Here is a 25,355-nt window from a genome sequence, read left to right as displayed (position 1 = left end):
TTTGTCCTGTTCTTCGGAAAACAGAAGTAGAAAAGCGCTCAATAGCGCTTTTCTACTTCATAAAAAGCTTATTCTTTTGAACCATTGAGAATATCAATAATTTCTGCCGCTGTTTTAGCATTAACGATTTTTTCAATATTCTCCATCTCTGAGCATGTTACAGCAATACCAGATAAAATTTCTAAATGCGTACCGTCTTTACCTGCAATACCAAAGATGACGCGGACCAGGTTGCCATCAAAATCGATGCCGTCTGGAACTTGAATAACAGTAAAGCCGGATTTTAATACTTCTTTTTTCGCCTCTTCTGTTCCGTGAGGAATCGCTACATCATTTCCCATATAAGTTGATGTGATCTGGTCACGTTCAATCATGGCTTCAATGTAGTTTTCCTTAACATACCCTGCTTTGAATAAAGCATTACCTGCAAAACGAATCGCATCTTCTTTTGTTGTAAATGATTGATTTAGGAACACATTTTCTTCTAATAGAAGACCATCATTTGTTTGCGCATCATTATTTGGAACATTGTTCTCTGCATCCTCGACAATTTCCTCTACAGGGTCCTGTCCTCCATTCTGAAGACGGTCAATTAATGTTTCATATTCTGGACTGGACAAGAAGTTGTCAACAGATACGTGATATGCACCTGGAAGCTTGTTTTGTGCACGTGGTGTTAACTCCTCCTGTGTAATAACAATTTGTGCATCAGAAGGCAGGTTACTGATTGATGTATTGGTTACAGAAACACCTAAACCGGCTTCTTTTACTTTTTTACGAAGAAGAGAGGCACCCATCGCACTTGAACCCATTCCTGCATCGCAAGCAAAAACAATTTTGTTAACGTTTTGCGGGAATTCTCCAGGATTTGAAGCAAATACATCTGCAACAGAGCTTTTCTTCCCTTTCATCTCCTGCATTTTTTTCGCAGCATCTTCAATGTTTTCGTCTGTTTGTTTGCCAGTTTTTAATACAAACGCAGCGACAACAAAGGATACTACTGCTGCCACAAGTACAGCTGCAAAGTTGGCAGCAAACGCACCTGCATTATGCGGCGTTACAGCAGCAATTGCAAGGATACTGCCCGGTGAAGCCGGCGCAAACAAACCGCCGCCCAAAAGAACCAGTGTGAATACACCGCTCATGCCTCCAAGAATAACCGCTAAAAACAGCAGTGGACGCATTAAGATGTACGGGAAGTAAATTTCATGAATTCCTCCGAGAAAGTGAATAATTGCTGCTCCCGGAGCTGATTTTTTCGCTGTACCTTTTCCAAAAATACAGTAGGCTAGCAGAACGCCAAGTCCAGGGCCAGGGTTTGACTCAAGCAAGAACAAAGCTGACTGCCCTGCTTGTTTCGCCTGTTCAAGCGCAATCGGTGATAATACACCATGATTGATCGCATTGTTTAAGAATAACACTTTTGCTGGTTCAATAAGAATACTTGTCAACGGAAGTAAACCTGTTGCGACCAGCCAATCCACGCCGTCTACCAGCCAGCCTGTTAACGTTTTTACCGCTGGGCCAACCGCTAGAAATGCTATAATAGCGAGCAGACCGCCTAAAATTCCGGCAGAGAAGTTGTTGACCAGCATTTCGAAGCCAGACTTTACTTTTCCTTCGATCCATTGATCAAATTTCTTGATGACATATCCGCCAAGCGGACCCATTGCCATCGCACCGAGGAACATTGGAATATCGGTACCGGCAATAACCCCCATAGTAGCGATCGCACCAACAACTGCTCCGCGCTCAGCATGAATCAGTTTTCCTCCTGTATACCCGATTAAAAGCGGGAGAAGATACGTAACCATCGGGCTGACCATTTTGGCAAGGCTTTCATTTGGAAAGAACCCAGTAGGAATAAAAAGTGCCGTAATCAGACCCCAGGCAATAAAAGCGGAAATGTTCGGCATTACCATTGAGCTTAAAAAGTTACCGAACTTTTGAACAGCTACTTTTATATTAGATTGAGCCATATATTTTCTTCCTTTCAAATGTAATGAACATACTTTTATGATAAAGGACGTTTTTTATCCATTCAATAAAGAAGAAAACTACCTTTGTCGTCACACAATCGACAAAATTAGCGTTTTGTTCTCTGTTTACCGTTTTGTTTGGTCCAACCACCTCATAACTTGTTTGTATTAGGACAAAGGCAGCCAATATTCTGCCCGTCATAGATCTTTAGCCTTTGCTTATAGAGATTAAACCATTGTCTCAAGATGCGCGTCTTTTTTTTCTGTAAATGAAAAACCACTCTCGTTACGACAAGCAGCCTGACCATTTCACCCAACGAAGCCGCAATCGCACCGGCACTGCCGGTTAAATGAGGAACAAATTGAGCCAGTAAAAAGCTGCTGACGGTCAAAGCCGCTAAATTGTATACCTGCGGGACGACTATACTTTTTGTGTTTTTTTGCAGCATGAGAATGCCGCCAAAAAATTAACCCATGGAAAAAAGAATGTTTTTAAAATAAAAAATTGCAGTACCGTCAAAGAAGACTCTGCGAGAGAGATACTCGTTCCCATCACATTGGCCATAAACCAAATCCCCGCTGAGCTGTAGCAGAGAAAAGCCAGCAATAATGAGGGCACAAGACTGAAGACAATCACACAATGAAAAACAGCCCGCCGATTTTCTTTAAAAAACTGTAAAATAATTTGATAAGTATACATAAAAAAGCTAAGCACTAAATTGGTAATGCTAAGGGCCATCGTAAAAGAAGCCATGCCTGTCTGGGCATCTTTAATATTACCAAGAAAAGCGTAAATAACCGGAATAATAACTGTTTGAAATGACAAGTAAAGAACAAGCGGTGGATAAAACGCGTAAATATCCCGTTTCTCTACAGCCGGTTCCCTTCTTTTTATTTCCTTTTTCACAATTCGATGGCATCGCCAAACACTAATGATGCATTCAATAGCTATACCACTTAAAAAAATCACAGCCCCTACCATACTGTGATCGATTTGACCGGACCAAACAAAGTAATATGTAACCACAAACATTCCAAGCGGCCTAACACTCATGCTGATCGTTACCCATTTCGTCTCAAAATGGTTAATAATGATTCCCTGATACAGGCAGCGAAGACCAGAAAAAGAAAATTACAAAGGTAATCACTCTCAATGTAGAAGTCACCGATATAAGCATTGTTTCATCTTTATTAAAAAGGTATACAAAAGTAAAATGGCCGATCGGTGTATAACCGAACAAAGCGCGTGCCACAAAAATCAATAGTGTCACTTGAATAAAAACAGTACTTAAAAGTCGAAAAGAAGCTTCGTTTTTCACAAGAGCAGAACACGTCTGGCGAAAAACCAGGACTGGCCGTTCTATAATATCAGATAAAGAAAGTCAATTGCGTAACTGGCGATTACTACTTCAGCGGCTCTACTCTACTTAACGTTCCATTTATAATTAAATGAGTAATAGCCGGGGACTCCCCCAATGTGCTTGATGCCTCTTATTGTTGTAAATAGCTTCTCACTGCTCATCATGTTAACGTTAACATTTTTCCTTAAAACTGTTTTTTCGGAATGTTATGTTAGGAAATATAAAAGTAAAACAACTCTTTTAAAGCACAAAGCAATTCTTGTTTCCGCTTACATCAAATAGAGAAACAAACCAATATGCTTGCTTATCCCTTCCAAAATCAGAGAGTAAATAAAAATAGCATACTTACTGTTCTTTTTTCTTGATTTAGTGGGTACGATTATATCATCTCTTTTATCATGAAACGATGTAAACGATTGAGAGAAAAGAGATATCGTTTGCTCAAATCTGCCTGCTGAGTTTCTGAATAAAAGAAAAAGCTGAATGGTTACATAAGTTTTACACAATCCCACAAAATAATAAAAAGCACGTTCTTCGTCCATATTCATTTGAAACAAGGGGACATTTTAATTAATTGAAACGAGGTGGATAAGCGTGAAGAAAAGCGATTGTGATTTTTCTCCATTAAAACAGCAATTAATCGAGCAGCTTGAAGATATTGTTCTCCATTTAAGAGAAGGGATTCATACATTAAAAACAGACAGTGGATGTACCCTGAGCAGACTTGAATCGATTAAAGACCAATTTGAAACAGTAGAAACGATGGCCGCTTCCTTTTATTTAAACTGTTACTTGGCTCCGTTTACAGATAAGTACCTTGATATTTCCACCTGCATCCAGCACCTTTCCAGTCAGCGGCATGGCGCATTGATTGTGATTGAGCGCAAAGATTCAGTTGACCCTTTTATTCGCCCCGGCACACCGATGGGAGCAGCTCTAACACACCCATTGCTTGAGTCCATTTTTTATCCTGGCAACCCTCTCCATGACGGGGCAGTGCTGATTCGCTCAAACAAAATTTTTTCGGCTGCAAATATTCTTCCTTTATCCAGTCAAAACTGGTCTGACAAAAAATTAGGCACCCGCCACCGTGCAGCGATCGGCCTGACAGAAACGTGTGATGCACTTGTGCTTGTCGTATCTGAGGAAACAGGAAAAGTCTCCTTTGCCGTAGACGGAAAGCTGCATCCTATTATTACAGCCAGTTCACCCCTTTAGCCACTAAAAAAACCTGCTTAAACCTAAGCAGGTGGATAAAGCAATTAATCGATATTCCATTTTACAATAAGACCAAGGTGAGTCAGCCCGCCTCCAAAACCATACAGCAGGAGCGTGTCACCGTTTTTCACTTTGGCCTCCTTTATGCCAATGTTCAAGGCTAGTGGAATAGAAGCAGCTGACGTATTTCCAAAGCTCTCCATGCTGGTTAAGGTTTTTTGGAGCGGAAAGCCCGACTTTTCACAAATAGACTCCACCATACGCATATTGGCGCTATGCGGAATAAACCAATCAATATCTTCTTTAGAAAAATTTGATTTTTGCAGCAGTTCTTCCATACTATCAGGAAGCGTGCGGGTTGCCCATTTATATACTTCCCGGCCATTCTGAACCATTTTTCCGCTCGTATTCAGCTCTTTTCCATGAATAGAGTCCGCAAAAGCGGTTCTATAAAGCTGACTGCCGCCCTCCCCGTTTGTACCCATATGTACACCCAAAAAGCTCGGCTGATCTGGATCATACTCCACCAGTACAGCACTTGCCCCGTCTCCAAATAGCACGCAGGTCGTTCTGTCTGTAAAATCTGTTACTTTTGATAATGTTTCGGTTGCTACTACCAGGACCTTTTTATGCACCTCTGATGTAACCATTGTGTTGGCCAAGTGCAACGCATAAGTAAAACCTGCACAAACGGCGTTGATATCAAACGCACCCGTTGCCGGGATTTGAAATTGATGCTGAATTTGGCAGGCAACGCTTGGAAATGCATGATCAGCTGTTGAAGTTGCTACAATAATTCCATCAATGTCCTGTAACTCTTTTTGAGATCTTTCCACTAGATTTTCCACAGCACGAAAAGCAAGGTGGGAAGCATATTCTTCTTTTCCTGCGATCCTTCTTTCTTTTATACCTGTTCGCTGAAAAATCCATTCATCACTCGTGCTGACCATCTTTTCAAGATCGTCATTTGTTAGCTTCCCTTCTGGAACATACGCTCCAATTGCTGTGATACGTGCCCTGGATTTCATCATCTTTTGCACCTCGTTTACCTTCATATGCTATCTATTATAACACCGAAATTTAGCACCTGGTATTAATTTAAGTGAATATTGCATATAAAACGAGGAAGCAATATTAATTTGCGATAAATGGCGTTTGATGAATGTATTGTTTTCCTTCTATTTGACTAATAATAAAGCGGGCAATGTCTTTATTGCCGATTGTAAGCCCTGGCGTATTCTCAATATCTACTTTTACATCCGCTGTATTGACACGTTCCTTTACAAAAGGCAGGCGGATGAGGGTCCAGTTTACATCTCTGCACCGAAGAAGCAGATCCGCCTCCCTTTGCTTATCTTCCAGCATGTCGGCATATACTGCTTTGAATAGCTTGGATCCTGTCCGATTTATTAAGCTTTTTTTATCATTTTTCAATGTAAGAGAGGCGCCCGTTACGCCGATATAGCGAGTGATTTGAAGTTCATTCATCACATCAAGTACTTTCTTTGTTACGTGACTGTATAACGGGCTATCCTTTGGCGGCTGTCCAAATGCATTCACAACCGTCTGACAATCCTGCAAAAGAGCTTTTAAGATATCATCGTTTTCTACAGACCCCTGTAAAACTTCCATTTTACTATTTTGGTAACGCAATTTTTGAGGATCTCTGACAAGGACGCGAACATGGTAACCATGCTGCATCGCCTGGTCAGCTATGTGCTGTCCGACTTTTCCTGTTCCACCTATGACCGCTATTTGGGCTCTTTTCTTCATTCCCCCGCCCCCTACTGCTTTATCCATTTTTTTGCAACAATCAAACATAACTATTTCCGTTTTGATGCGAGCAGTGTAACGGCTGTTTGCAAAAGGATGACATCACTTACTATTTCTTTTTTTATGTTTGGATCCTGACAGCGCTCGTAATCGCTATATAAACGAGTGAGTTCATGATTTAAAATGACCTGTTCGCTGCTTTCACTCATGACGATGAATACCGTCCATTTCTGCAGCCCGGCTATCATTATTCTAGGAATTTTAGATCCGCAGCTTTGCGTCCTAACCTTTCGATTAGTTTGCCTTTTATTAATTATTCGTAAGTATATTTTATCCAAATTTTACGAAAAGAACAGTACAATTTATCGTTTTGTTTGAATTTTATTTTAACAGTATCTTATCCATTTCTTGTTTGCTGCAGCTGTCATAAAAAATCGGTTAGTTTTTCAAAATGCCTTTCCTCTCTTTTTACCAGCTGTTTTGCAAATGTTCTGGCAAAACAAGAAAATCTTTATTAGCCGCATAAAATTTCAATATTTTTCCTCAGCAAGCCCCTTCCTTTGTTAGACTAAAGATAATGAGCGACTCTGGTTCACCGCCAGCCATTGGAGAAGCAAGCTTGCCCGATCTTCGCCGCCTATGCAACGAATCACAACCGGTATGTTCTCTCCGTAAAAGAACAGGCTTCCTTATGTATCGAAGACTTGAAAAAATCCTTTTTCGATACATGTTCTTCCCGGATGAAAAGTTTTAAAAATTAATTAGAAATTTATTTTTGTCCATTATTCTTTCACTATACGGTGAAAGGAGTTAGGATGAAAAAATTAATGAATGCGTTAAAAAAACTAGCAGCTGTATGCGTGATCTTTATGTTGCTCGTCACAGTTTTTGTTTATTTGCACCACGTCTATCAGCTAAGCAAGGAGGAAGCACTGCTTAAACTTCAAGGCAAGTACGTGAATATACATGATAAAAAAATCAACGTATACAGTGAAGGCAGCGGCGAAGATACGTATGTATATATGCCTGGTTCGGGTATTGCAGCTCCTATTTATGAAATGAAAGGCCTGTACAGTAAGTTTTCAAAAAATAATCGTATTGCTGTCATTGAGCGCGGAGGCTACGGCTATAGTGACGTATTCGATGATAACCGTAATCTCGATACTATCATGACTCAGACTAGAAGGGCACTGCTTCAAAGCGGGCATAAACCTCCCTATATCCTTGTCCCTCATTCTCTTTCCGGATTAGAGGCAATCTACTGGGCGCAAAAGTATCCAAATGAAATCACAGCAATTATTGCCCTTGATATTGGCCTGCCTCAGGAATATAAAACTCATCCGCCAGACACAGCCGACTCGTTGATGATAAAAGGAATGAGCCTGTTAACGAAAATTGGGTTCCACCGGCTCGCCCCTTCTATGGTATATGATCCGGAAGTAATCAAGCAGTCTTTTTTAACAGAGGATGAAAAGAAGCAATTTAAAGCTCTGTCCTATAAACAAATCTTTAATGATAATATGGTACAGGAGCTGCTTCAGAGCGGAAAAAATGCAGTAAAATCGACCGCTCTTCCTCTCCCAAACGAAACGCCTATGCTTTTCGTATCCGCTTATACGGAGGAAAATAAGCATTCAATATTTACGAAAGCTAAAAATAAAAACTATGAAGCATTCTCTCAGCAGCTAAAAAATGTACAAATAAAGAAAATAGAAGGTAAGCATTCTATTTACCTGTATGCTCCTGATGACATTTATCAGTCAGCTGTTCAATTTTCAAGGCAAATAAAACATAACCGCTAGCTTTTAATTACAACATAAAAAGGTGACCAAATGAATGGATTTACGATTTTAATTGTAGAAGATGATCGGCTGATTGGCGATCTGCTCCAAAAAATTTTACAGCGGGAAGGCTACCAGGTCTTTTGGAAAACAAACGGCAGCGATATATGGACAGAGCTTCGCCAGGCAGATCTGGTCATCATGGATATTATGCTGCCGGGCGAGGACGGCTATCAGCTTACACAAAAAATCAAAAGCGCCGGGTTTACCCTTCCTGTCCTTTTTCTCTCTGCTCTGCAGGACATAGACAGCAGGCTGCAAGGGTTAACACTGGGAGAAGACTATCTTGTAAAACCTTTTGATCCGCGTGAACTGCTGCTTAGAATGCAAAAAATGCTGAATCACGCTTATGGAACATTTGTTCAAATTTATCATCTCTTTGTGGACGCTGAACGCAGAAAGGTTTTTAACCAACAGATTGATCAAGAAATATCATTTACTGCCATAGAAAGAAAAATCTTTTTTTATCTTTATGACCATAAAGACCGGATTTTAACGAAAGAGCAATTCTTCGCTTACTTGTGGCCGCTCGATGACCGCAATCCCAATATTATAAATGTTCATATTAAAAAGCTCCGGTCCAAAATTGAGGATACGCAGGGAACCATCATTCAAAATGTATATGGAGAAGGGTACCGGCTGAATACCCGTGTGAAAATATGACCTTAAAACGAAGATACCAGCTGCTTTTATTTTCTGCTGTGCTCAGCGTCCCTTTTTCATTAATGCTGATTAATATGGTGATGATGGTGATCTATCAGTTGTCTGATTCATCTGAAGAAGTTCCTTTTCATGAATCTTTTGCGTATCCAGTTATGATGCTCCTGTTTTGTTTTTCCTTTTTCCTGCTGGCATTTTTGTTTTCTACATCTATTAATTCGCTTCTTCTTAAAATAAATACATTAAACGAAACCATCCGAAGCCTGGCCAGCAAGGAAGAGCTTCCGAGCAAGCTGGAGATCAAGCAAAAAGATGAGCTTGGCGAGCTGATCAAATCGGTGAATTTACTGATTGACCGGACGGCATACAGAGAATTAGAGCTCTGGCAGCAGGAAGAATCAAAAAAAGAGCTGTTACAAAAACTAAGACATGATATTAATACCCCCCTGACCGCTGTCCGGCTGCAATTATTTTATATAGAAAATCAGTATGACGGCAATGAATCTTTGTTTAAGTCTCTTTATAAACAAATTGACTATATCGCTGAGTTAACTAATGAATTTAATCTGCAGTCTGCGGAAACATTAGAAAACTCCTATCTTTTAACACAGGAGATTGTTATAAACGATTTGCTTGGAAGCATGGTGAGCAAGTGGAGTTATTTATACAGCATTCACGGGATCGAGTTGGTTTACCAGCCCGCTGACAAAACACTTAGCTGGACAAGCAATGAGCTCTGGCTTCAACGGCTGTTTGATAATGTGTTTCAAAACACGTTAAAACATGCGGAAGCAACAAAGCTAGAAGTGAAAATCGTAGACGGTGTTGTTTCCCTTCAAGATAATGGAGTAGGGTTTGATTCCAGCCGCGGCCAGGAAGGACTTGGATTGAAGATTATTGATGATGTGACCAGGCTGCTGCACCTTACCTATAAGCTCGAGTCAGGTAAACATGGTACTTCATTTTATTTTGCCAGTCAGGCAGAAGTCCGTTAGAAAACATCGCAAAAGGATGATTGGTTCATTCTTTTGCGACGCTGTTCTTGATAAAAAGAAAAATACATTGGCGATGATTTTCCCTTCGTCTGCCAGTGAAAAAGGCATATACTCTTCTCCCCAAGATCCTGCTTCATAGTACTTTTGAAAGGGCAGGCCAAACACTCTATTCGCCAGGTCGAAAAAACTGTTTCGAAGCAGATCATTTTCTCCATAGTTTTTTACTAGCTCCACCCCATTCATTTTTCCTGCTCCTTTCACTGCCTTTTGGAGAAAAACAGACGCTTTGTCTGTTTTTCCCACTGGTTAAAATACTTATTGCTTCATCCATCTTCCTCTTCCTCAAGCCACGCACCTTCGACGTGTTTTCGAGATTGATCTTTTTTGATTTTTCGGTATTCCTTGCTTTTAAAAATAATATCAAAGTCATAATCGGCCGGGTACAGCTCTGCAGCAGAAATCAGCAGACTTAGCCGCTTATGGCTAATCGACTGCTTTTCTCCCTTCACCTGTACGATGTACTGTCCGGACGCATCAGGCCCTTTAAACACGATACCTGTTTCATTGGTTGCTTTAAGAACGACATTGTCCCCCTGCGTGAAAAAAGGGACCGGATTTCTTTTTCTTTCATTTCTGCTTGGCTTTGTATGTTTATAGCGGTTAATCGTTACCTGATTTTGATAATCTGCTGAACGAAGCTTCTCTTCGGCAAAGCGGTTATGGAAGGACTTTTTCTCCTGGTAAGTCACTTCATACGCTTTTTCGACAAGTGCTGGATGCAGACCAAGCTTTAACGCAATATCAAATGCCTGGCTCTGGCCGCTTTTTCCCAGCACCAGCTTATACGTTGGCTTTAATGTATCGAGGTCAAACTCCATTGAGCCGTTTAAAAATCCCTCTTTTTGATCGGCAAAGCTTTTCATCTCACTGTAATGTGTGGTGGCGAACAATGTTGCTCCCTTTTCATACAGCTGTTCTAAAATTGCAACAGCCAGGCCCATTCCTTCTCCCGGGTCAGTCCCTGAACCCAGCTCATCTATACAAACAAGGGTATGATTGTTCGCTTGACGTAAAATATCAATGATAGATACGAGCCTTGAACTAAAGGTACTCAGGTTATCTTCTATACTCTGTCCATCCCCTATATCTACAAACACATGCTGAAAGATGGCAACCCTGCTTCCCTCCTTCGCTGGAATCGGCAGGCCGGATTGAGCCATAAGTGTCAGAAGCCCGACTGTTTTCAATGTAACGGTTTTTCCACCTGTATTGGGTCCTGTAATGACAAGAGCATGCTCCCGGTCACCGAACTGAATGGACAGCGGAACAGCCTGCTTTCCAAGCATAGGATGCCGGGCTTCTTTTAAATCAATTCTATCCTCTTCATTTAACTGTGGAACGACCGCTTCAATGCTCGCACTATACTTTGCTTTGGCAAAAAGAACATCGTAATGATGCATCACTTCCATGGCGAGGTGAAGATCTTGCTCATGAGCCAGCACTTTCTCCGTTAACTCATACAAAATGCGCTCTGCTTCCGCTTCTTCTGCCAGCTGAAAATAACTGATTTCCTCCTGTTTTTCACTGCATTCAATGGGCTCAATAAAAAGTGTGGAGCCTGAAGCCGATGTGTCCAGTACGGTTCCTTTTACTCTGGCACGGTGCTCTTTTTTTATTGGCAGCACAAACCGGCCACTTCGTTCAGATACCACCCGCTCCTGTAAATAAGGCCCGTACTTTTTTCCTTTTACAAGTGCTTGAACATAGTCGCGTAGCTTATCAAGCAAAATCGATTTCTGCCTCCGGATATACGCCAAATGAGCAGAAGCATGGTCATCTATTCTGTCGTGACGAATACATGCGGAAATATCCGCTTCAAGCTCTGACATCTCTTCTATCGATGCTGCATAGCTGCTAACAACGGGTGCTGCAGTTACTTTATTTTTCATAAACCGCTTTAATTTACTGCAGTGATCTAAAAACGATATTACCCGGCCAAATTGGTCGGCCCGAATATACAGCCCCTTCTTTCCCTGGTCGAGCATACTTGCTATGTCGTCCAGCGTGTGAAGAGGTATGCTGCTGCTGATTTGAAGAATGCGCATGGCTTCTTCTACTTCAAGCAGCAGCTGTTCAATCCGTTTTTTCTCCTGAAGCGGACGCATAGCGTGAATGGTGTTTTTGGCTGAATCAGTGTGGGCAAAGGCTGCTATGTGACTTAAAATCTTATAGTACCCAAGCGCGTCAAAAGAACGGTGATTCATTTTCTTTTCCTCCTTTTTTGGGAGACGCCTGAACGACTGTTATGGACGATTTATATACGCAAAAAACCGCCATGAACAACGTTCATGACGGCCACAGTAAATAGGCATAGACAGGCTGCATCTAGTAAGACAAGTCTTTCTACTATTCCTATTTTATGATCCTGGTAATGAAACGTGTTCTTAACTATTCCTGAAAAGCGCAGCTCAAATAAACGTTGTAATAACGTTTTTTTGCGATTTTCAGAATATCCAATTGTTGGATTAGTTAAGAATCACCAGATACATATGCCAGTCTCCTTGTTTAAATAAATCGGCTTTCATTAATCACTTTATGCAACAGATGGAGATTTGTCAATATTCTTTCTATTCTGTTTCTTTAATCAGAAGACAAATCGTACTAATTCCTTTTCTCAATACATACATATACCGTGGACAAAACGCTTTTTATTTTAATCCTAAAAAGGGGCCGTATATGCTTCCGCTTATTCGCTTACACTTATTATCTATCACTATGCTCACTGTCCTTCTTTGTATTGTTTGGTTTTTATTTGTACAGTTTTTCTTTGGAAAGAAAGATATTTTTTCATCTCTTCCTTCTTCTTTTCTGCAAATGAATACGATTTTCCTGAGCATTCTTATAGAAGCCATACCGTTTGTTTTAATCGGTGTTGTGATTGCAGGATTTATACAGATTTTTGTTCGAGAGGAGCATATCAAAAAATGGTTGCCCCAAAACCGATTTGCAGCTGTTTTGGTCAGCTGTATCATTGGCGCTTTTTTTCCTGCCTGCGAATGTGGTATTGTGCCTATTGTTCGAAGGCTTGTCGCCAAAGGTGTGCCCATTTATGCCGGAGTTGGGTTTCTGTTAACAGGACCGCTCATTAATCCAATCGTCATTTTTTCAACGTATATCGCTTTTGGGCAGGATATAAAAGTAGCTGGCCTGCGTATGGCTGCTGGCTTTCTCGCAGCTCTTCTCATTTCGTTTTTGATCAGCCTACTCTTCAAACAAAATCAATTAAAAGAACGAGCTGTAGACCCGGTACCCAAAGCCGACTTGCTTAAAACAACTGTTACAGCGAGAATGTGGAGCATGCTCACCCATTCTATTGATGAGTTTTTTGATATGGGAAAATATCTAGTCATTGGTGCTTTTCTCGCAGCATTTGTACAAACCTACGTTGCAGCCCAGTCCCTTTTACAGATGGGAGAAAGCTGGATCTCCTCCACTCTTGTCATGATGGGACTCGCTTATATACTCTCTCTTTGTTCAGAAGCAGACGCATTTATTGGGGCTTCTTTTCGTCATTTATTTCCTTCATCCTCAATCTTGGCTTTTTTGATTTACGGGCCAATGATCGATTTAAAAAATACCCTGATGCTGCTCAGTGTCTTCCGCCTTACATTTGTCATCAGCTTAATTTTTTTCATTACAGCCGTTGTTTTTTTATGTACAGGCTTTTTATCATTTTTGTAAAGGAGGCCGCTGCCTATGGTTTTTCATCCTCAGCAGGCATGTAAAGCAATCGCTTTGGCTGCCTTTTCATTGTTTTTTCTTGAGCTTCACACGAGTGGGGATATCTTGAAATATGTAAATCCTGCTTACACTTGGCTCAGCTTATGTGCTGCTTATCTTTTTTTCTTTCTCGGATTTGTTCAGTTTTTCCGCTTATGGAGTCCTAAAAACAAAGGTGCATCCGTGTGCTGCTGTGACCATCACCATTCCAGGCGTCCCTACTTTTCTTATTCTGTTTTAGTATTTCCACTGGTTACCGGCTTTCTACTGCCGCCCCAGACACTTGGCGCTTCTATAGCCGCTCAAAAAGGAGCCGGCCTGCTTCTGCAATCAAAGGCTGAAACACTTTCCGGTGAACATGAGGAAATGGCTGTAGACCGAAAAGAAATTCAACAGGCAGCGTACGATCAGAAAATGAACAATCTGGAAGGTGAACACGTTATTCATTTAACAGATGATGTCTTTGAAGCTTACTACGGACAAATAAATGCAGATCCCGGAAAGTACGCCGGCCGCACCATTAAAATGAACGGTTTTATATTTAAAGAGAACAGCCTCCAGGCAAACCAGCTTGTTTTGTCACGTTTTCTTATTACACACTGCGTAGCCGATGCCAGCTTGATTGGCTTTCTAGTGGAATTTGACAAAGCCTCAAACTTCAAGCAGGATACATGGCTTGAGATAGAAGGAACCATCTCACTAACCTCATATAACGGGACTCAAATTCCTGTATTAGAAGTGAATTCCTGGAAAACGATAGAAGAACCAGAAGAACCTTATGTGTATCCACTTTACATTAAATTAGCCTGAGAATTGTTTCGTGGTAAACTAGCGAATGCTTCTCTTCTTGTTTATATTTCACTGACGAAGAATAATTTGCCTTGCTTGTGAATAAACTAACACCAAAGTGGAAAGACTCTTTATATCTATCGTCAGTCAGTTAGATTTCATTATAACTATGAAAAAGAAATGGAGTGACCTACATTGAATATTCGTCAGGATGCCTGGTCAAAAGATAACGATCTTTTCCTAGCAAATACAGTATTGAAGCATGTAAGAGAAGGCAGTACACAACTAAAAGCTTTTGAGGAAGTAGGAGAAGTATTAAACCGCACGGGTGCAGCATGCGGATTTCGGTGGAATGCAGTTGTTCGCCAGCATTATATTCAAGCGATGGAAACAGCTAAGAAAGAAAGAAAGCAGCGGCTGCGTGCGCAAAGCAAAAGGGCTTCAGCTAAACCAGAAGGCGACTCTCTTTCTTCTAATCCATCAGACAGCTATATGACGATGGCAGATGTTATTCAATACTTATCAACGATGACATCAGAGGAAAATGCTGCATCACTTCAGGAAGAAAACAAGCGCCTGAAAGCTGAGCTTGAAACGGTTACATCCGAGTTAAATCAATTAAAAGATGTGTATAATGCGATGCAGGAAGATTATGAGTCTCTTATGCAGATTATGGAGCGTGCTCGCAAGCTTGTGGTATTTTCAGAGGAATCCCCCCCTGCTGTTAAATTCAAGATGGAGCGAAATGGCAATCTAGAAAAAGTCGCCGAATAAAAGACAGCTGCCCTTCTTCAAGAAAACAAGCACATGACCTGTATGACGGGTCATGTGCTTGTCAGGCGCTGAAATCATTCAGCCGTTTTTTAGTATTTTGATAAAATCGGTTTTACTGTCCAGCTTCCTCAGCAGAAAAAGACGTTTTATCAATCAATGTTTTAACCATTACGCTCATATGCGGATGAATCTGCTCTTTTTGCAGAATCATCTTTTTTCTTTTAAATGAACGCGGTAGCTGGATATGAAACTCGGGTTCATTTAAATGGTCCTCAACCGTCAGCTCAATCAGCCCTTCACTTACAACAGAATCTAAAAATGAACGCTTTAGTCGATAAAGCGGTTTTTTATACGTATGCCCCACGTCTTTTTTCCCTCTTTCTCTCTTGCACTCAAGATTTCATTATACCAAAAGATCCCTTTCCCGCGTAGAACTTTTCGCTAATTAAAAGTAAACTTCTCGATTGAGAAAAAAAGCCTTCGTATTAAAGAAACAAAATGAAAAGTCTGTTAAGAATCAACTCTGCCAAATCGATCAAGGAAGGCACATTTTTTATCCAGCCTGAATGCTATCAGCTTAAGAAAAACGAAACTCTATCGGGTTTGTTTCCGTATCATTATTTAAAGATGAGTAGATGAAAGAAGAATTATATTACTTTAATTTTGTCGGATAAAGGTACATTTCCCTAGTCTTCGAGGGATACACGTTTATTCCACATGAAGGTGATATCCTATTTATCGCTTGATGGCTGGGGACACCAGGACGAAAAGAATTTTAAGAGCCTTACATTGATTAAAAGGCCGACTCGCTTTTAGCACGCGTTTTAAATAATTATGCCTCTGTAGCTCTAGAAGGGAAGAGCGCCGGAAAACAATGTAGCCACCGGGTCGCAAGGCGAGGGTTTCAGAAGCACCGAAAAGCAAACTAGCTGAGGCAGGTGCAATTCCTGCCGGTGAAAATCCGTAGGGAAGCGTGTTCTCCCCTAGCCTATGCTTACGAAAGGAGTGCGGGTTCGAATCCCGTCAGAGGCATTTACTCTTTTTCAATTTAATTAACTGCACATGTGGACACAATTTTTCTTATTCGATCAACGGAGTAGAATCGTTCCATAAAGGATTCGACGTAAAATCATAAAAAGGCCTGGCTATTCTTCTTCCATAAAGGCAGCCAGGCGGAGAAAATAAAAAAACATCAAATCCTTATTAAATAAGGTTTGATGCTTTTCTAGCGGATGATATTACCGCAACTCTTTACTGCTTAACCAACACGGACAAGTCACCTTCAAATACTTTTTCTTTTTTATCATTGTAAGTAGACAATAATACCGTAATGATTCCCGTTTCTGTTTTCTCCTTCTTATCGATAACTTCAACAATGGTATTCAATTCATCACCAGGATACACGGGTTTGATAAATTTAATATTATTCATTTGGGTTCCAGCAATAACATCATCACCGTAGATCCCTTCTTCAATCCAAAGTTTAAATGAAATGCTTATGGTATGTATTCCCGAAGCAATAATTCCGTTAAATCTCCCCTGCTTCGCTTTTTCCTCATCCAGATGCATATATTGAGGGTCAAATTCTCCTGCAAATCTCATAATATCATTTTTTGTTACTTTGAAAGACTTTGTTTTAAACACCTGTCCTATTGCAAAATCACCAAACTTCATATATACACCCCGTGATTAGAAATCTTTATATTTGTTTATACTACATTAGCATTAAAAAGCAGTATTTTTAAAGATAAAAATATGAACTTTTAAACCAAGTTGAGAACGATGAAAACAATTCCGTACTCAATTTGCTAAAGAATTTAATATCTTTTACCTCCATCCCATTCTCCTTCGACACCCCTCCATCCAGCTGAACCGCTGTATTCAACACACTGGGACAGGTAAAGCTGCTTTTAAACAGTTCCTTATAATTCGGTGAAATTTATGCAGCACTCTCGAACACGACTGTATTCAGGGATTTTTATCCAAACAAATGCACCTCTCCATCAAAACATTTGATTTAGGTGGAGAGGTGCACTATCTTTCTTCATTCAACGTTAGTAAATGTAAAAACAAGTCACCCTGTTTGCCTACACTTGATTTCTTCTCCTGTATTCAGCAGGTGTTATGCTGGTTTCCTGTAAAAACACCCGACAAAAATAATGGACAGAAGTAAAGCCGCAGATGTGAGCAATAGATTGTATGGAATCATTTGTAGATCTAATTTTTTGGGCAGCTACTCGCACTCTTTCCTGCCGTACATAGGAGCTATACGGAATACCCATTGTATCACTGAATAAACGAGATAAATGCCGGGGAGAAATATGAAAAAAGCGGGCCACCTCGCTTAAAGGAAGCGGCTGAGCCAGGTTGTCTTTGATAAATCTTTGCACTTTCTCAATCATCTTCTCGCCATTATCATAAGAAGGCTGGGGCTTTTGGTTCTCACTTACTCCACAGAACAACGCTTGTAACGATAAAATCAAGGATAAACTGAGTGTTTTTAAAATATCAGATGAAGACAGCTGCTCGGCATGCTTCATTAATGTCATCCATAAAAGAGCTGTTGGTTCATTTTCGGAATCAGGAAGATAAACGTTTTGTTCATTTGCTAACTCCTCAAACAATAACTGCTGTTCTCTTGATGTGTTCTCTTTTTCTATTTCGAAGGCGACCCACAAAAGATATAAATTATTCCCTTCATAGATTTTATGAAGCCGATTGGGGCGAGAACAAAAAAACGTTCCTTTTTCGAGAAGAAACTCCTGATCATTTTCCGAGTAGAAGCCTTTCCCGTCTACTACATAACAAATTTCAAAAAATGAATGTTTATGAAGAGGAGTATCCACATGCTTTCTTTGAGCTCCCCAATAGTGAATACGGATAGACAGGTTCTTTCCAACACAAAGATTAGCTCCACGCTGCAAGGATCGAATGGCAGCACCTAGATTCATCACGCAAAACTCCCTTACCAAACAGACTTCTAACCAAAATGTGATATTCTGAAAAAAAAACAAGGCGTTATTTATATGAAACGGATCACGTCCGCATTATATAAATAAGCATATCATTAAAGGACTTTTGTAGAGGAGTTTTTTTGGATTTGTTTATTGCTATAACTACGAAAGGAAAACTCTAACTCTTCCAGTGTCCGGTCTTTTGTTTCAGGTAAGAATCTCTTCACAAATGCGATAGCGGCAATACCCAGAGCTGTAAAGAAAAAGAAAGTCGTTGATAAGCCAATACTTTCGAGCAGCACTGGAAACGTCAGTCCAATAAAGAAATTGGCAATCCATAAACAGAATACACTAAGCCCCATTCCCATGCCTCTCAGACGCAACGGGAATATTTCGGCCAGCATAAGCCATGTAACAGGGGCAACAGCTCCCTGCATAAACGCAAGAAAAGTAACAGTCAAAGAAAGAACAACATAGGGAAGTGCGCTGCTTCCTTCGAGCACATTGGAAAAAATCCCAATTAGCAATAATGAAGAAGTAGTACCAGCAAGTCCAGTTAGAAGCATGGGTCTGCGCCGTACTTTGCCGAGAAGCACAATCCCGACACAAACAGCAATCACCGAAATTAAACCGTTGGCAATGTTGGCTATTAAAGCAGCTTCTGTTTGAAAGCCTGCATCTTTTAAGATTTCAGTTCCATAATACATGATCGAGTTAACGCCAGTAATTTGCTGTACAACCGCAATACCAATTCCAAGGAAGACAATACGTCGTATCCATGGAACAGCTAAATCCTGAAGAGCCGCTTGTTTGACTTTCGATTCATCTAAAACTGTGTCCTTAATTTTATTAAACTCCATTTGTGCCTGTTCTTCTGTACGTATTTTCCGAAGAACCGCCAGAGCTTCATCATCTTTACCTCTTGAAAGGAGCCAGCGCGGGCTCTCTGGCATTTTGATCATCCCAATGAATAAGAAAACAGCCGGCAATGCCGCAATAGCAAGCATATAACGCCAAACGTGTACATTGTCAGACATCACGTTACCTAAGATTGCATTACAAACAAAAGCCAACAGCTGACCGCCAACGATCATCAATTCATTTTGCGTCACCATTCGTCCCCGGCTTTCTGCTGGAGAGATTTCCGCCAAATAAGTCGGAACCGTTACCGATGCACCGCCAACCGCAAGTCCTAATAAGAAGCGAAAGATAACCATTGCTGTGACATTAGGAGCAAGCGTGCATCCGAGAGCGCCAATGAAGAAGAAAACGGCCAGGTACAGAATATTTTTTCGGCGTCCGTTGTAGTCAGACAGTCTGCCGCCAACAACAGCACCTAATGCAGCACCCAAAAGCAGAGAGCTTGCTACAAGACCTTCTGTAAAGGAAGTAAGTCCAAGCGCTTCAGACATAAAAGGCAAAGCACCATTGATAACTCCTGTGTCATATCCGAAGAGAAGCCCGCCAAACGTCGAAATAACTATGATAGTAGTTAAAAACGATTTTTGATTGTTCTGTTTACTCATCTATATCTCTCCCTTAAAGTGTTGTGCTCTCACTTGCCTGTATTTATCTATTTTTGCCTTTCTCTTAATTCACAACTACTACGTCTGCTTTTGTTGTGAAGTCTCTCGGCAGTCTTTCTTCCAGTACATCTATCCATTTTTCCACGCCAGTCAGCGATTCCATCGTTAAATCTTTCATTTTCAGCACAACCAGGCCTTCGCATCCATACATTTCCATAACTATAATAAATTTTTCCAATATACCATGTCATGACCGTACATAAGAGTTACGTAGTTTCAGGGATGAGCCGTAAAGCTTTCCATTGGCTTTGCTTCAATCAGCCCCTGCCCATCCACAATCTCGCGCTTCAAACGTACATCCCTGGCATGAATATGGAAGTAAATAAACAAGAAGCTGACCACTGACTGAAAAGCAACAGCTTATTGAAAACGATTTCATTATCTTTTAAAAATAAGAACACTTTTTAAAAGATATTCTCTCTTAATCCAGTGTCCTTATTCTTTTTCAAAAGGGTTACGTTTTTAGCTGCTTTAACTATAGAAAAGAATGCTTATAAAGTATTTATCCTGAAAAAACAAATTTGTGTAATTTAAGGACAGGTAGCACATAAACAAAATAATGAACAGATAAAAAACCTTATCTTTTTCTTCATATAATCATGATCAAGCTAGTATTTGAACCGGCTTACTTTTGAGCTTAATTAACATGTAAAGCCGGCTGGTCAGCATAATCAACCCATGTAGAATCATTTTCGGCAGAACGGACACAGTTTTCAATCCAGCGGATGCCGTCGATTCCAGCATCAATATCTGGATAAACTAGATTTTTTAATGTTTCTTCATCGCCACGATTCTTCGCATCCATAGCGATCGCAAACTTAAGGTATATATTGGCCCACGACTCAGACAGCCCCTCCATATGCAAAGCGCCAAGGCGCTCATCGGCATTACAGCTTTCGTCGAGGTAAGGCATTGCACGGATCAATGTTTGAATCGGTTCACCCTGCACCTCATAGCGAAGCTCATTCGGCTTGCTATCCCACCACTCCAGGCTTGCTTTTGAGCCGACAATGCGGATACGGTGCCCGTCCATGCAGCCTGCATCGACAGAAGATGTCCATAGTCTGCCTACCGCCCCGTTTTCATAATGCATCATGACGTAAGCATTGTCTTCCAGCGGCGCCCGGCTGCTGATAAAGCTCTGGCGGTCGCAAAGCAGCTTTTTAATCTTCATGTTTGGCATGATAAGCTTGGACATGTAATATGTGTGGGTCGAAAGGTCGCCTAGAACAAAGGTCGGTCCGGCAATCTTCGGGTCTACCCGCCACTTTTGTGCGTCGCTGAATTTATCCGCTTCGTCTGTCGCGCTAAAGCCGTGCGTGTACTGCAGCTCTACTATGCGGATGTCGCCGATTTTGCCCTGCTCGATCATCGCACGCATTTGAAGCAGCAGCTGGTTGCCGGAGAATCCGTATGTAACGCCGACGATTTTGCCTTGTTGTTCAGCAAGCTGCTTGATTTCTTCTCCTTCTACGGATGTGAAAAATAACGGTTTTTCGCAGATTACATGAAGACCTGCTTCAAGCGCCGCTTTTGTAATCTCATAATGTGTGCCGTTTGGTGTGGCAATCGATACGACTTCTAGGCCGTCTTCTCTTTTCGCTTCTTCCGTAAACATCGTACGATAATCTGGATAACAGCGGTTTTCTTCTACACCTAGATTTATGCCAAAATCCTTTCCTCGTTCCGGATCAATATCAAAAGCTCCCGCTACTAATTGAAAAGCGGTATTATCACGAAGGGCGCCAATACGGTGCTTGTAGCCGACCTGCCCAAGACGTCCTCCTCCAACCATTCCCCAGCGCAGTGGACTTGCGATCTTCTTTTCACCGTTCAACATACTCAAAACTCCTCTCCATTTTTTAAAATTGATTACATTGTTCCGTTGCTTAGATTTCTCTTCATCAACCAATAGTAACTGTATCTGTTTTTGCTGCGAAGTCTCTTGGCAGTGTTTCTTTTAGCACGTCCATCGATTTTTTCACGCCTGTCAGCGGCTCCATCGTTAAATCTTCCATTTCTAGCACAACCGGACCTTCGTAGCCAGACATCTTCACAACCGTAAAGAATTCTTTCCAATATGCCGTGTCATGACCGTAGCCAAGGGCCACGTAGTTCCAGGAGCGAGTCGCAAAGCTTTCCATCGGCTTCACATCAATCAGCCCCTGTGCATCTACAATCCCGCGCTCCAGCCGTACATCCTTCGCATGAACATGATAGATAGCTTCTCCAAGCGTCCGTGCCGCCGCAATCGGGTCGCCACCCATCCAGAATAAGTGGCTCGGGTCAAGGTTGATGCCAACCATGTCACCCACTTCGCTGCGCAGTTTCAATAAGGTTTCTGCATTATGAACAAGATTGTAACCAAGGTTTTCAATGGCAATTTTCTGAACACCGAACTCTTTCGCTGATTTCACCGCTTTTTCCCAGTAAGGAAACGCTACTTCATTCCACTGCCACTTCAGCATGTCAAAATGCTGCGGCAGGATCGGGTGCGTAATCCAGTTTGGTGTTTCGTCATTCGGCCCTCCGCCCGGGCATCCGGACATCATCACCACGGTTTCCACCCCTAAAAGCCCGGCAAGCTGGAATGTTTTTTCAACGCCCGCTTTATGTAGTGCTCCTTCTTCTGACGGGTTCAGCTGGTTGCCCGAGCAGTTCAGCGCGGCAATACTAAGGCCGCGTTTGTTAATCGCGTCCATAAACTGCTCCCGTTTGATAACGCTTTCTAATAACTCGTCAATCTGAACATGGGGTGCCTTTGACCAGTTGCCGCATCCGAGTTCCAGCGATTCAATCCCCAACTCCACACAGGTGTCGAGCATTTCCTCGAAAGGCATGTATCCCAAAATATCTGTTACTAAGCCTGTTTTCATCATGATCCGTTTCCTCCTGTACATGTAGTAAAACCAGCTCAAATAAAAAGAATAACCTTTGTAAATAGAGGACAAGCCAAAATCGAATCGTTTTAACTTTTCAAGTCTTCTACCACGCGAAAATAATTTCACTAAGTTTTAATCTTTCTCTTTTAAAGCTGGATCTTTCTTAATAAATCGGACAATGAAATCGTTGTCATTTATTAAGAAAAAAGAAATCTTCATTGCTTATGTCCATAATTATAGGACAAGAAAGAGAGGACGTCTTTGTATTATCAGGTCTTTTAGTTGTACTTTTAGGACATTTTATTAAAACACTTTTTTAAGCAGGGTTATTGACTTAAAGGGTATGTACTCCATAAAACAAAAGCCTCAGACAATAGACAAATGATTGATAACCGTGCACATGAATGGGATAGAGCGAATAAGGTCGTATCTTTCTTTTTAAAAAAGAGAAAATGTTTATTCAATTCATGTTCATTGGTCTTCAATACCACTTAGTGAAGCCTGCCGGACGAAGACTCCTGCGGGAAGTACAGTGAGTCGGGAGACCCCCGCAGGCGCAGCCGATGAGGCTCCCGCACTGCCCGTGGAACACGATGTCCGGCAGGTTTCACTTATCGGCTCTTTTTTGAAAGAGACAGACTTTGTCTACACACTGAAGCTTCTGTATGAACAGAAGCTTTTATACTATTAATGAAGTTTATTTGTATTTGGTATTAAATTCATCTATATGTTCCCCAGGTGGCCTGCGGTCAGATTTCGTGTTGACAATCGAGGTTGACGAAAAAAAAGAGCATTAATCCAATTAAGATTAATGCCCTTTTCAGCTACTGTTTTTGATCGCCCCTTTGTAAAATTACCAGATGTTTACTATCTTAAGGCCATTAAGTCTAGAGCTATTGCTATGATAAAGCAGAATACATTACGAGTACTTTTCCCAACGAGAGGTTTCCAAAAAGCTGACTTCTGCTAGATTCGAAGCTGCTTCGCGTAAAGCCCATAATAAAATCCTCGCCGGCTCAGTAATTCATTATGGCTCCCTTGCTCAATTAATTCTCCATTTTTCATTACCAGGATGCGGTCAGCTTCTTCGATCGTCTTTAGCCGATGGGCAATTACAAAGCTTGTTTTTTCTTTGGTCAGGTTGCGCAGCCCTTTTTGAATTTCCACTTCTGTCCGTGTATCAATGTTCGCTGTTGCTTCATCCAGAATTAAAATGTCAGCATCGGCGAGAATCGCTCTTGCAATGGAAAGAAGCTGTTTTTGCCCCTGGCTTAAGTTGGCTCCTGTGGAAGTAATCATCGTATGGTACTGGTCCGGCAAATGCTTAATAAAACCGTGAGCGGACGCGGTTTTGGCTGCCTCAATCACTTCTTCATCTGTTGCATTCAGCCTTCCGTAGCGAATGTTTTCCATTACAGTTCCGGAAAATAAATATGGATCCTGTAGAACGATGCCAATTCTTTGACGCAGATCTTTTATTTTATAATCCTGAAGATCCTTGCCGTCAATCAGGATTTTTCCTGAACTCACATTATAAAAGCGCATTAGTAAATTGATCATGGTCGTTTTTCCGGAGCCTGTCGGGCCAACAAGGGCAATCATTTCACCGGCCTTTGCTTTAAAATGAAGATTTTTCAAAACCCTTTTCTCTTCGCTGTAACCAAAATGCACATCGATGAACTCGACGTCTCCTCGAAACTTGCCCACAGCAGCGGCATCCTTTTTATCTTGCAAGTCAGGCACCTCATCCATCGTTTCAAATACACGTTCTGCTCCAGCAAGTGCGGCCTGAATAGAATTAAATAAAGTGGAAAGCTGATTAATTGGCCTTGAAAACTGCCTGGAATACGTAACAAATGAAGCAATGATCCCTACTGTAGTTATGTCCTTTAGCACCAGTACGGCTCCTATTACAACGACTAAGCCCAATCCAATATTGCTTAAAAAGTTATTTACCGGTCCCAGATAACCGGAAAACATATCTGCGCGCATCGCCGAATGACGCAGCCGTTCATTAATCACGTCAAATTCTGCAAACATTTCTTTTTCTCTGCCAAATAACGTGACCACTTCACCGCCGCTAATCGATTCTTCAATAAATCCATTTAATTCTCCTAAATCCTTTTGCCGGCTTGAAAAGTTTTTACGGCTTACGCCGACTATTTTTCTTGTGGCGAATATCATGAATGGAATTGTCGCAAAGGATACAATTGCCAGCACCCAATTCAGTGAAAACATGGCGATTGCAACACCTGTAACAGTTAAGATGGCTGAAATAATCTGAATAACACTTTGGCTCAATGCTTGATGGAGACTGTCAATGTCATTTGTGAACCGGCTCATTAAGTCTCCGTGTTTATGACGGTCGAAAAAACGCAGTGAAAGCGTTTGAAGCTTTTCAAATAAATCCTCACGAAGGGTACCAATCGTTTTCAGCGATACATTCACCATAATAAAAGCCTGCAGCCAGATAAAAAGAGAAGCGGCTCCATAAATCCCAAATAGCAGCCCGGCCATTTTTATCGTGCCGGATACGTTTTTCGGAATAATATAATGATCAATTATCACACCAATATAATAGGGACCTAATAAGCTCAAAAGAGAGGAAAAAATGACAAGTACAATTGATAACAATAAACCGACTTTCTGTTTTTCCATATAGTTCCACACGCGGCGCGAGGTGCCTTTTGGGTCTTTTGTTTTGACGGCTGGTTCGGTTATTCTTCCCTTTAATCCTCCCCCGCCTGTTGATTGCTGCATTTT

The 25,355-nt window shown here is 41.2% G+C and carries 22 protein-coding genes and 1 riboswitch; of the genes, 7 read left to right on the top strand and 15 right to left on the bottom strand.

The genetic code is table 11. The features are described 5' to 3' along the window. Nucleotides 1-68 precede the first annotated feature (68 nt). The 3 genes from VP97_RS14820 to VP97_RS14810 form a co-directional block, all read right to left on the bottom strand. Entirely contained in the window at nucleotides 69-1,979 is a 1,911-nt protein-coding gene (locus VP97_RS14820; RefSeq protein ID WP_050182687.1) for a PTS mannitol transporter subunit IICBA, read from the bottom strand. Between the two features lie 152 nt (nucleotides 1,980-2,131). Continuing rightward, complete coding sequence (locus VP97_RS14815) at nucleotides 2,132-2,428, bottom strand: hypothetical protein (protein WP_050182686.1); 297 nt, start codon at nucleotides 2,426-2,428, stop codon at nucleotides 2,132-2,134. Continuing rightward, nucleotides 2,401-3,033 (bottom strand): hypothetical protein, encoded by a 633-nt coding sequence (locus VP97_RS14810; RefSeq protein ID WP_050182685.1) that lies wholly within the window; start codon nucleotides 3,031-3,033, stop codon nucleotides 2,401-2,403. Before VP97_RS14810 ends, VP97_RS14815 begins: the two co-directional genes overlap by 28 nt. A 901-nt stretch (nucleotides 3,034-3,934) precedes the next feature. Between VP97_RS14810 and cdaS the strand changes: the two genes are divergently transcribed. Further along, nucleotides 3,935-4,558, top strand: coding sequence for a sporulation-specific diadenylate cyclase CdaS (gene cdaS, locus VP97_RS14805; RefSeq protein ID WP_156153511.1), 624 nt, complete (start codon nucleotides 3,935-3,937; stop codon nucleotides 4,556-4,558). Between the two features lie 44 nt (nucleotides 4,559-4,602). Here cdaS and VP97_RS14800 read toward each other — a convergent pair whose 3' ends face one another. Both VP97_RS14800 and VP97_RS14795 read right to left on the bottom strand, forming a co-directional pair. Further along, nucleotides 4,603-5,586 carry a ketoacyl-ACP synthase III gene (locus VP97_RS14800; protein WP_050182683.1) on the bottom strand — a complete coding sequence of 328 codons (984 nt, stop codon included), beginning with the start codon at nucleotides 5,584-5,586 and terminating at the stop codon, nucleotides 4,603-4,605. A 106-nt stretch (nucleotides 5,587-5,692) separates the two neighbouring features. Further along, nucleotides 5,693-6,331 (bottom strand): NAD(P)H-binding protein, encoded by a 639-nt coding sequence (locus VP97_RS14795; RefSeq protein WP_050182682.1) that lies wholly within the window; start codon nucleotides 6,329-6,331, stop codon nucleotides 5,693-5,695. A 228-nt stretch (nucleotides 6,332-6,559) separates the two neighbouring features. Further along, nucleotides 6,560-6,645, bottom strand: a riboswitch (cyclic di-GMP riboswitch). 501 nt (nucleotides 6,646-7,146) lie between these two features. Between VP97_RS14795 and VP97_RS14785 the strand changes: the two genes are divergently transcribed. Genes VP97_RS14785 through VP97_RS14775 form a run of 3 tightly spaced genes read left to right on the top strand, consistent with a single transcriptional unit; the run spans nucleotide 7,147 to nucleotide 9,827 of the window. Next, nucleotides 7,147-8,133: an alpha/beta hydrolase gene (locus tag VP97_RS14785; protein WP_050182680.1), complete on the top strand. Its 987-nt coding sequence runs from the start codon at nucleotides 7,147-7,149 to the stop codon at nucleotides 8,131-8,133. Between the two features lie 30 nt (nucleotides 8,134-8,163). Next, a complete protein-coding gene (locus VP97_RS14780; RefSeq protein WP_050182679.1) occupies nucleotides 8,164-8,835 on the top strand; it encodes a response regulator transcription factor in 672 nt (223 codons plus the stop codon). Further along, entirely contained in the window at nucleotides 8,832-9,827 is a 996-nt protein-coding gene (locus VP97_RS14775) for a sensor histidine kinase (RefSeq protein WP_050182678.1), read from the top strand. Before VP97_RS14780 ends, VP97_RS14775 begins: the two co-directional genes overlap by 4 nt. Here VP97_RS14775 and VP97_RS14770 read toward each other — a convergent pair. Together VP97_RS14770 and VP97_RS14765 are read right to left on the bottom strand one after the other, a co-directional pair. Then, complete coding sequence (locus VP97_RS14770) at nucleotides 9,792-10,070, bottom strand: hypothetical protein (protein ID WP_156153510.1); 279 nt, start codon at nucleotides 10,068-10,070, stop codon at nucleotides 9,792-9,794. The genes VP97_RS14775 and VP97_RS14770 overlap by 36 nt on opposite strands. Before the next feature lie 80 nt (nucleotides 10,071-10,150). Beyond that, the gene (locus VP97_RS14765) at nucleotides 10,151-12,091 is read right to left on the bottom strand and encodes an endonuclease MutS2 (protein WP_050182676.1); all 1,941 of its coding nucleotides are present in this window, start codon (nucleotides 12,089-12,091) and stop codon (nucleotides 10,151-10,153) included. A gap of 472 nt (nucleotides 12,092-12,563) precedes the next feature. Here VP97_RS14765 and VP97_RS14760 point away from each other — a divergent pair, with 472 nt between their 5' ends. The 3 genes from VP97_RS14760 to VP97_RS14750 all read left to right on the top strand — a co-directional run bounded on the left by VP97_RS14760 (nucleotide 12,564) and on the right by VP97_RS14750 (nucleotide 15,170). Continuing rightward, a complete protein-coding gene (locus VP97_RS14760; RefSeq protein WP_050182675.1) occupies nucleotides 12,564-13,568 on the top strand; it encodes a permease in 1,005 nt (334 codons plus the stop codon). Between the two features lie 15 nt (nucleotides 13,569-13,583). Next, nucleotides 13,584-14,417, top strand: a complete 834-nt coding sequence (locus VP97_RS14755) for a TIGR03943 family putative permease subunit (RefSeq protein WP_050182674.1) — start codon at nucleotides 13,584-13,586, stop codon at nucleotides 14,415-14,417. A gap of 174 nt (nucleotides 14,418-14,591) precedes the next feature. Further along, entirely contained in the window at nucleotides 14,592-15,170 is a 579-nt protein-coding gene (locus VP97_RS14750; protein WP_050182673.1) for an RsfA family transcriptional regulator, read from the top strand. A gap of 112 nt (nucleotides 15,171-15,282) precedes the next feature. Here VP97_RS14750 and VP97_RS14745 read toward each other — a convergent pair whose 3' ends face one another. The 8 genes from VP97_RS14745 to VP97_RS14715 form a co-directional block, all read right to left on the bottom strand. Beyond that, nucleotides 15,283-15,534: a hypothetical protein gene (locus VP97_RS14745; RefSeq protein ID WP_050182672.1), complete on the bottom strand. Its 252-nt coding sequence runs from the start codon at nucleotides 15,532-15,534 to the stop codon at nucleotides 15,283-15,285. Between the two features lie 887 nt (nucleotides 15,535-16,421). Beyond that, a complete protein-coding gene (locus VP97_RS14740; RefSeq protein WP_050182671.1) occupies nucleotides 16,422-16,844 on the bottom strand; it encodes a MaoC family dehydratase in 423 nt (140 codons plus the stop codon). Nucleotides 16,845-17,257: 413 nt separating this feature from the next. Beyond that, nucleotides 17,258-18,121 carry an AraC family transcriptional regulator gene (locus VP97_RS14735; protein WP_050182670.1) on the bottom strand — a complete coding sequence of 288 codons (864 nt, stop codon included), beginning with the start codon at nucleotides 18,119-18,121 and terminating at the stop codon, nucleotides 17,258-17,260. Nucleotides 18,122-18,237: 116 nt separating this feature from the next. Further along, on the bottom strand, nucleotides 18,238-19,650 hold the full coding sequence (locus VP97_RS14730) for a sugar porter family MFS transporter (protein WP_050182669.1): 1,413 nt from the start codon (nucleotides 19,648-19,650) through the stop codon (nucleotides 18,238-18,240). 64 nt (nucleotides 19,651-19,714) lie between these two features. Next, a complete protein-coding gene (locus VP97_RS24760; protein WP_281175104.1) occupies nucleotides 19,715-19,837 on the bottom strand; it encodes a hypothetical protein in 123 nt (40 codons plus the stop codon). A 510-nt stretch (nucleotides 19,838-20,347) separates the two neighbouring features. Next, a complete protein-coding gene (locus VP97_RS14725; protein ID WP_050182668.1) occupies nucleotides 20,348-21,550 on the bottom strand; it encodes a Gfo/Idh/MocA family protein in 1,203 nt (400 codons plus the stop codon). A gap of 64 nt (nucleotides 21,551-21,614) precedes the next feature. Then, nucleotides 21,615-22,586, bottom strand: a complete 972-nt coding sequence (locus VP97_RS14720) for a sugar phosphate isomerase/epimerase family protein (RefSeq protein ID WP_050182701.1) — start codon at nucleotides 22,584-22,586, stop codon at nucleotides 21,615-21,617. A 972-nt stretch (nucleotides 22,587-23,558) separates the two neighbouring features. Continuing rightward, nucleotides 23,559-25,352: an ABC transporter ATP-binding protein gene (locus VP97_RS14715; protein ID WP_050182700.1), complete on the bottom strand. Its 1,794-nt coding sequence runs from the start codon at nucleotides 25,350-25,352 to the stop codon at nucleotides 23,559-23,561. Between the last annotated feature and the right edge of the window lie 3 nt (nucleotides 25,353-25,355).

It is taken from the genome of Domibacillus robiginosus (genome assembly GCF_000966195.1).
In the GTDB taxonomy this organism is placed as follows: domain Bacteria; phylum Bacillota; class Bacilli; order Bacillales; family Domibacillaceae; genus Domibacillus; species Domibacillus robiginosus.
This window is presented reverse-complemented; position numbering and strand designations above follow the sequence as displayed.

Excerpts from the sequence above, each read along its gene's own strand:
- VP97_RS14820 (WP_050182687.1), bottom strand. The coding sequence starts at position 1,979 with ATGGCTCAATCTAATATAAAAGTAGCTGTTCAAAAGTTCGGTAACTTT.
- VP97_RS14815 (WP_050182686.1), bottom strand. The coding sequence starts at position 2,428 with ATGCTGCAAAAAAACACAAAAAGTATAGTCGTCCCGCAGGTATACAAT.
- VP97_RS14810 (WP_050182685.1), bottom strand. The coding sequence starts at position 3,033 with ATGAGTGTTAGGCCGCTTGGAATGTTTGTGGTTACATATTACTTTGTT.
- VP97_RS14800 (WP_050182683.1), bottom strand. The coding sequence starts at position 5,586 with ATGAAATCCAGGGCACGTATCACAGCAATTGGAGCGTATGTTCCAGAA.
- VP97_RS14795 (WP_050182682.1), bottom strand. The coding sequence starts at position 6,331 with ATGAAGAAAAGAGCCCAAATAGCGGTCATAGGTGGAACAGGAAAAGTC.
- VP97_RS14785 (WP_050182680.1), top strand. The coding sequence starts at position 7,147 with ATGAAAAAATTAATGAATGCGTTAAAAAAACTAGCAGCTGTATGCGTG.
- VP97_RS14780 (WP_050182679.1), top strand. The coding sequence starts at position 8,164 with ATGAATGGATTTACGATTTTAATTGTAGAAGATGATCGGCTGATTGGC.
- VP97_RS14775 (WP_050182678.1), top strand. The coding sequence starts at position 8,832 with ATGACCTTAAAACGAAGATACCAGCTGCTTTTATTTTCTGCTGTGCTC.
- VP97_RS14770 (WP_156153510.1), bottom strand. The coding sequence starts at position 10,070 with ATGAATGGGGTGGAGCTAGTAAAAAACTATGGAGAAAATGATCTGCTT.
- VP97_RS14765 (WP_050182676.1), bottom strand. The coding sequence starts at position 12,091 with ATGAATCACCGTTCTTTTGACGCGCTTGGGTACTATAAGATTTTAAGT.
- VP97_RS14760 (WP_050182675.1), top strand. The coding sequence starts at position 12,564 with ATGCTTCCGCTTATTCGCTTACACTTATTATCTATCACTATGCTCACT.
- VP97_RS14755 (WP_050182674.1), top strand. The coding sequence starts at position 13,584 with ATGGTTTTTCATCCTCAGCAGGCATGTAAAGCAATCGCTTTGGCTGCC.
- VP97_RS14740 (WP_050182671.1), bottom strand. The coding sequence starts at position 16,844 with ATGAAGTTTGGTGATTTTGCAATAGGACAGGTGTTTAAAACAAAGTCT.
- VP97_RS14735 (WP_050182670.1), bottom strand. The coding sequence starts at position 18,121 with ATGAATCTAGGTGCTGCCATTCGATCCTTGCAGCGTGGAGCTAATCTT.
- VP97_RS14730 (WP_050182669.1), bottom strand. The coding sequence starts at position 19,650 with ATGAGTAAACAGAACAATCAAAAATCGTTTTTAACTACTATCATAGTT.
- VP97_RS14725 (WP_050182668.1), bottom strand. The coding sequence starts at position 21,550 with ATGTTGAACGGTGAAAAGAAGATCGCAAGTCCACTGCGCTGGGGAATG.
- VP97_RS14720 (WP_050182701.1), bottom strand. The coding sequence starts at position 22,586 with ATGAAAACAGGCTTAGTAACAGATATTTTGGGATACATGCCTTTCGAG.
- VP97_RS14715 (WP_050182700.1), bottom strand. The coding sequence starts at position 25,352 with ATGCAGCAATCAACAGGCGGGGGAGGATTAAAGGGAAGAATAACCGAA.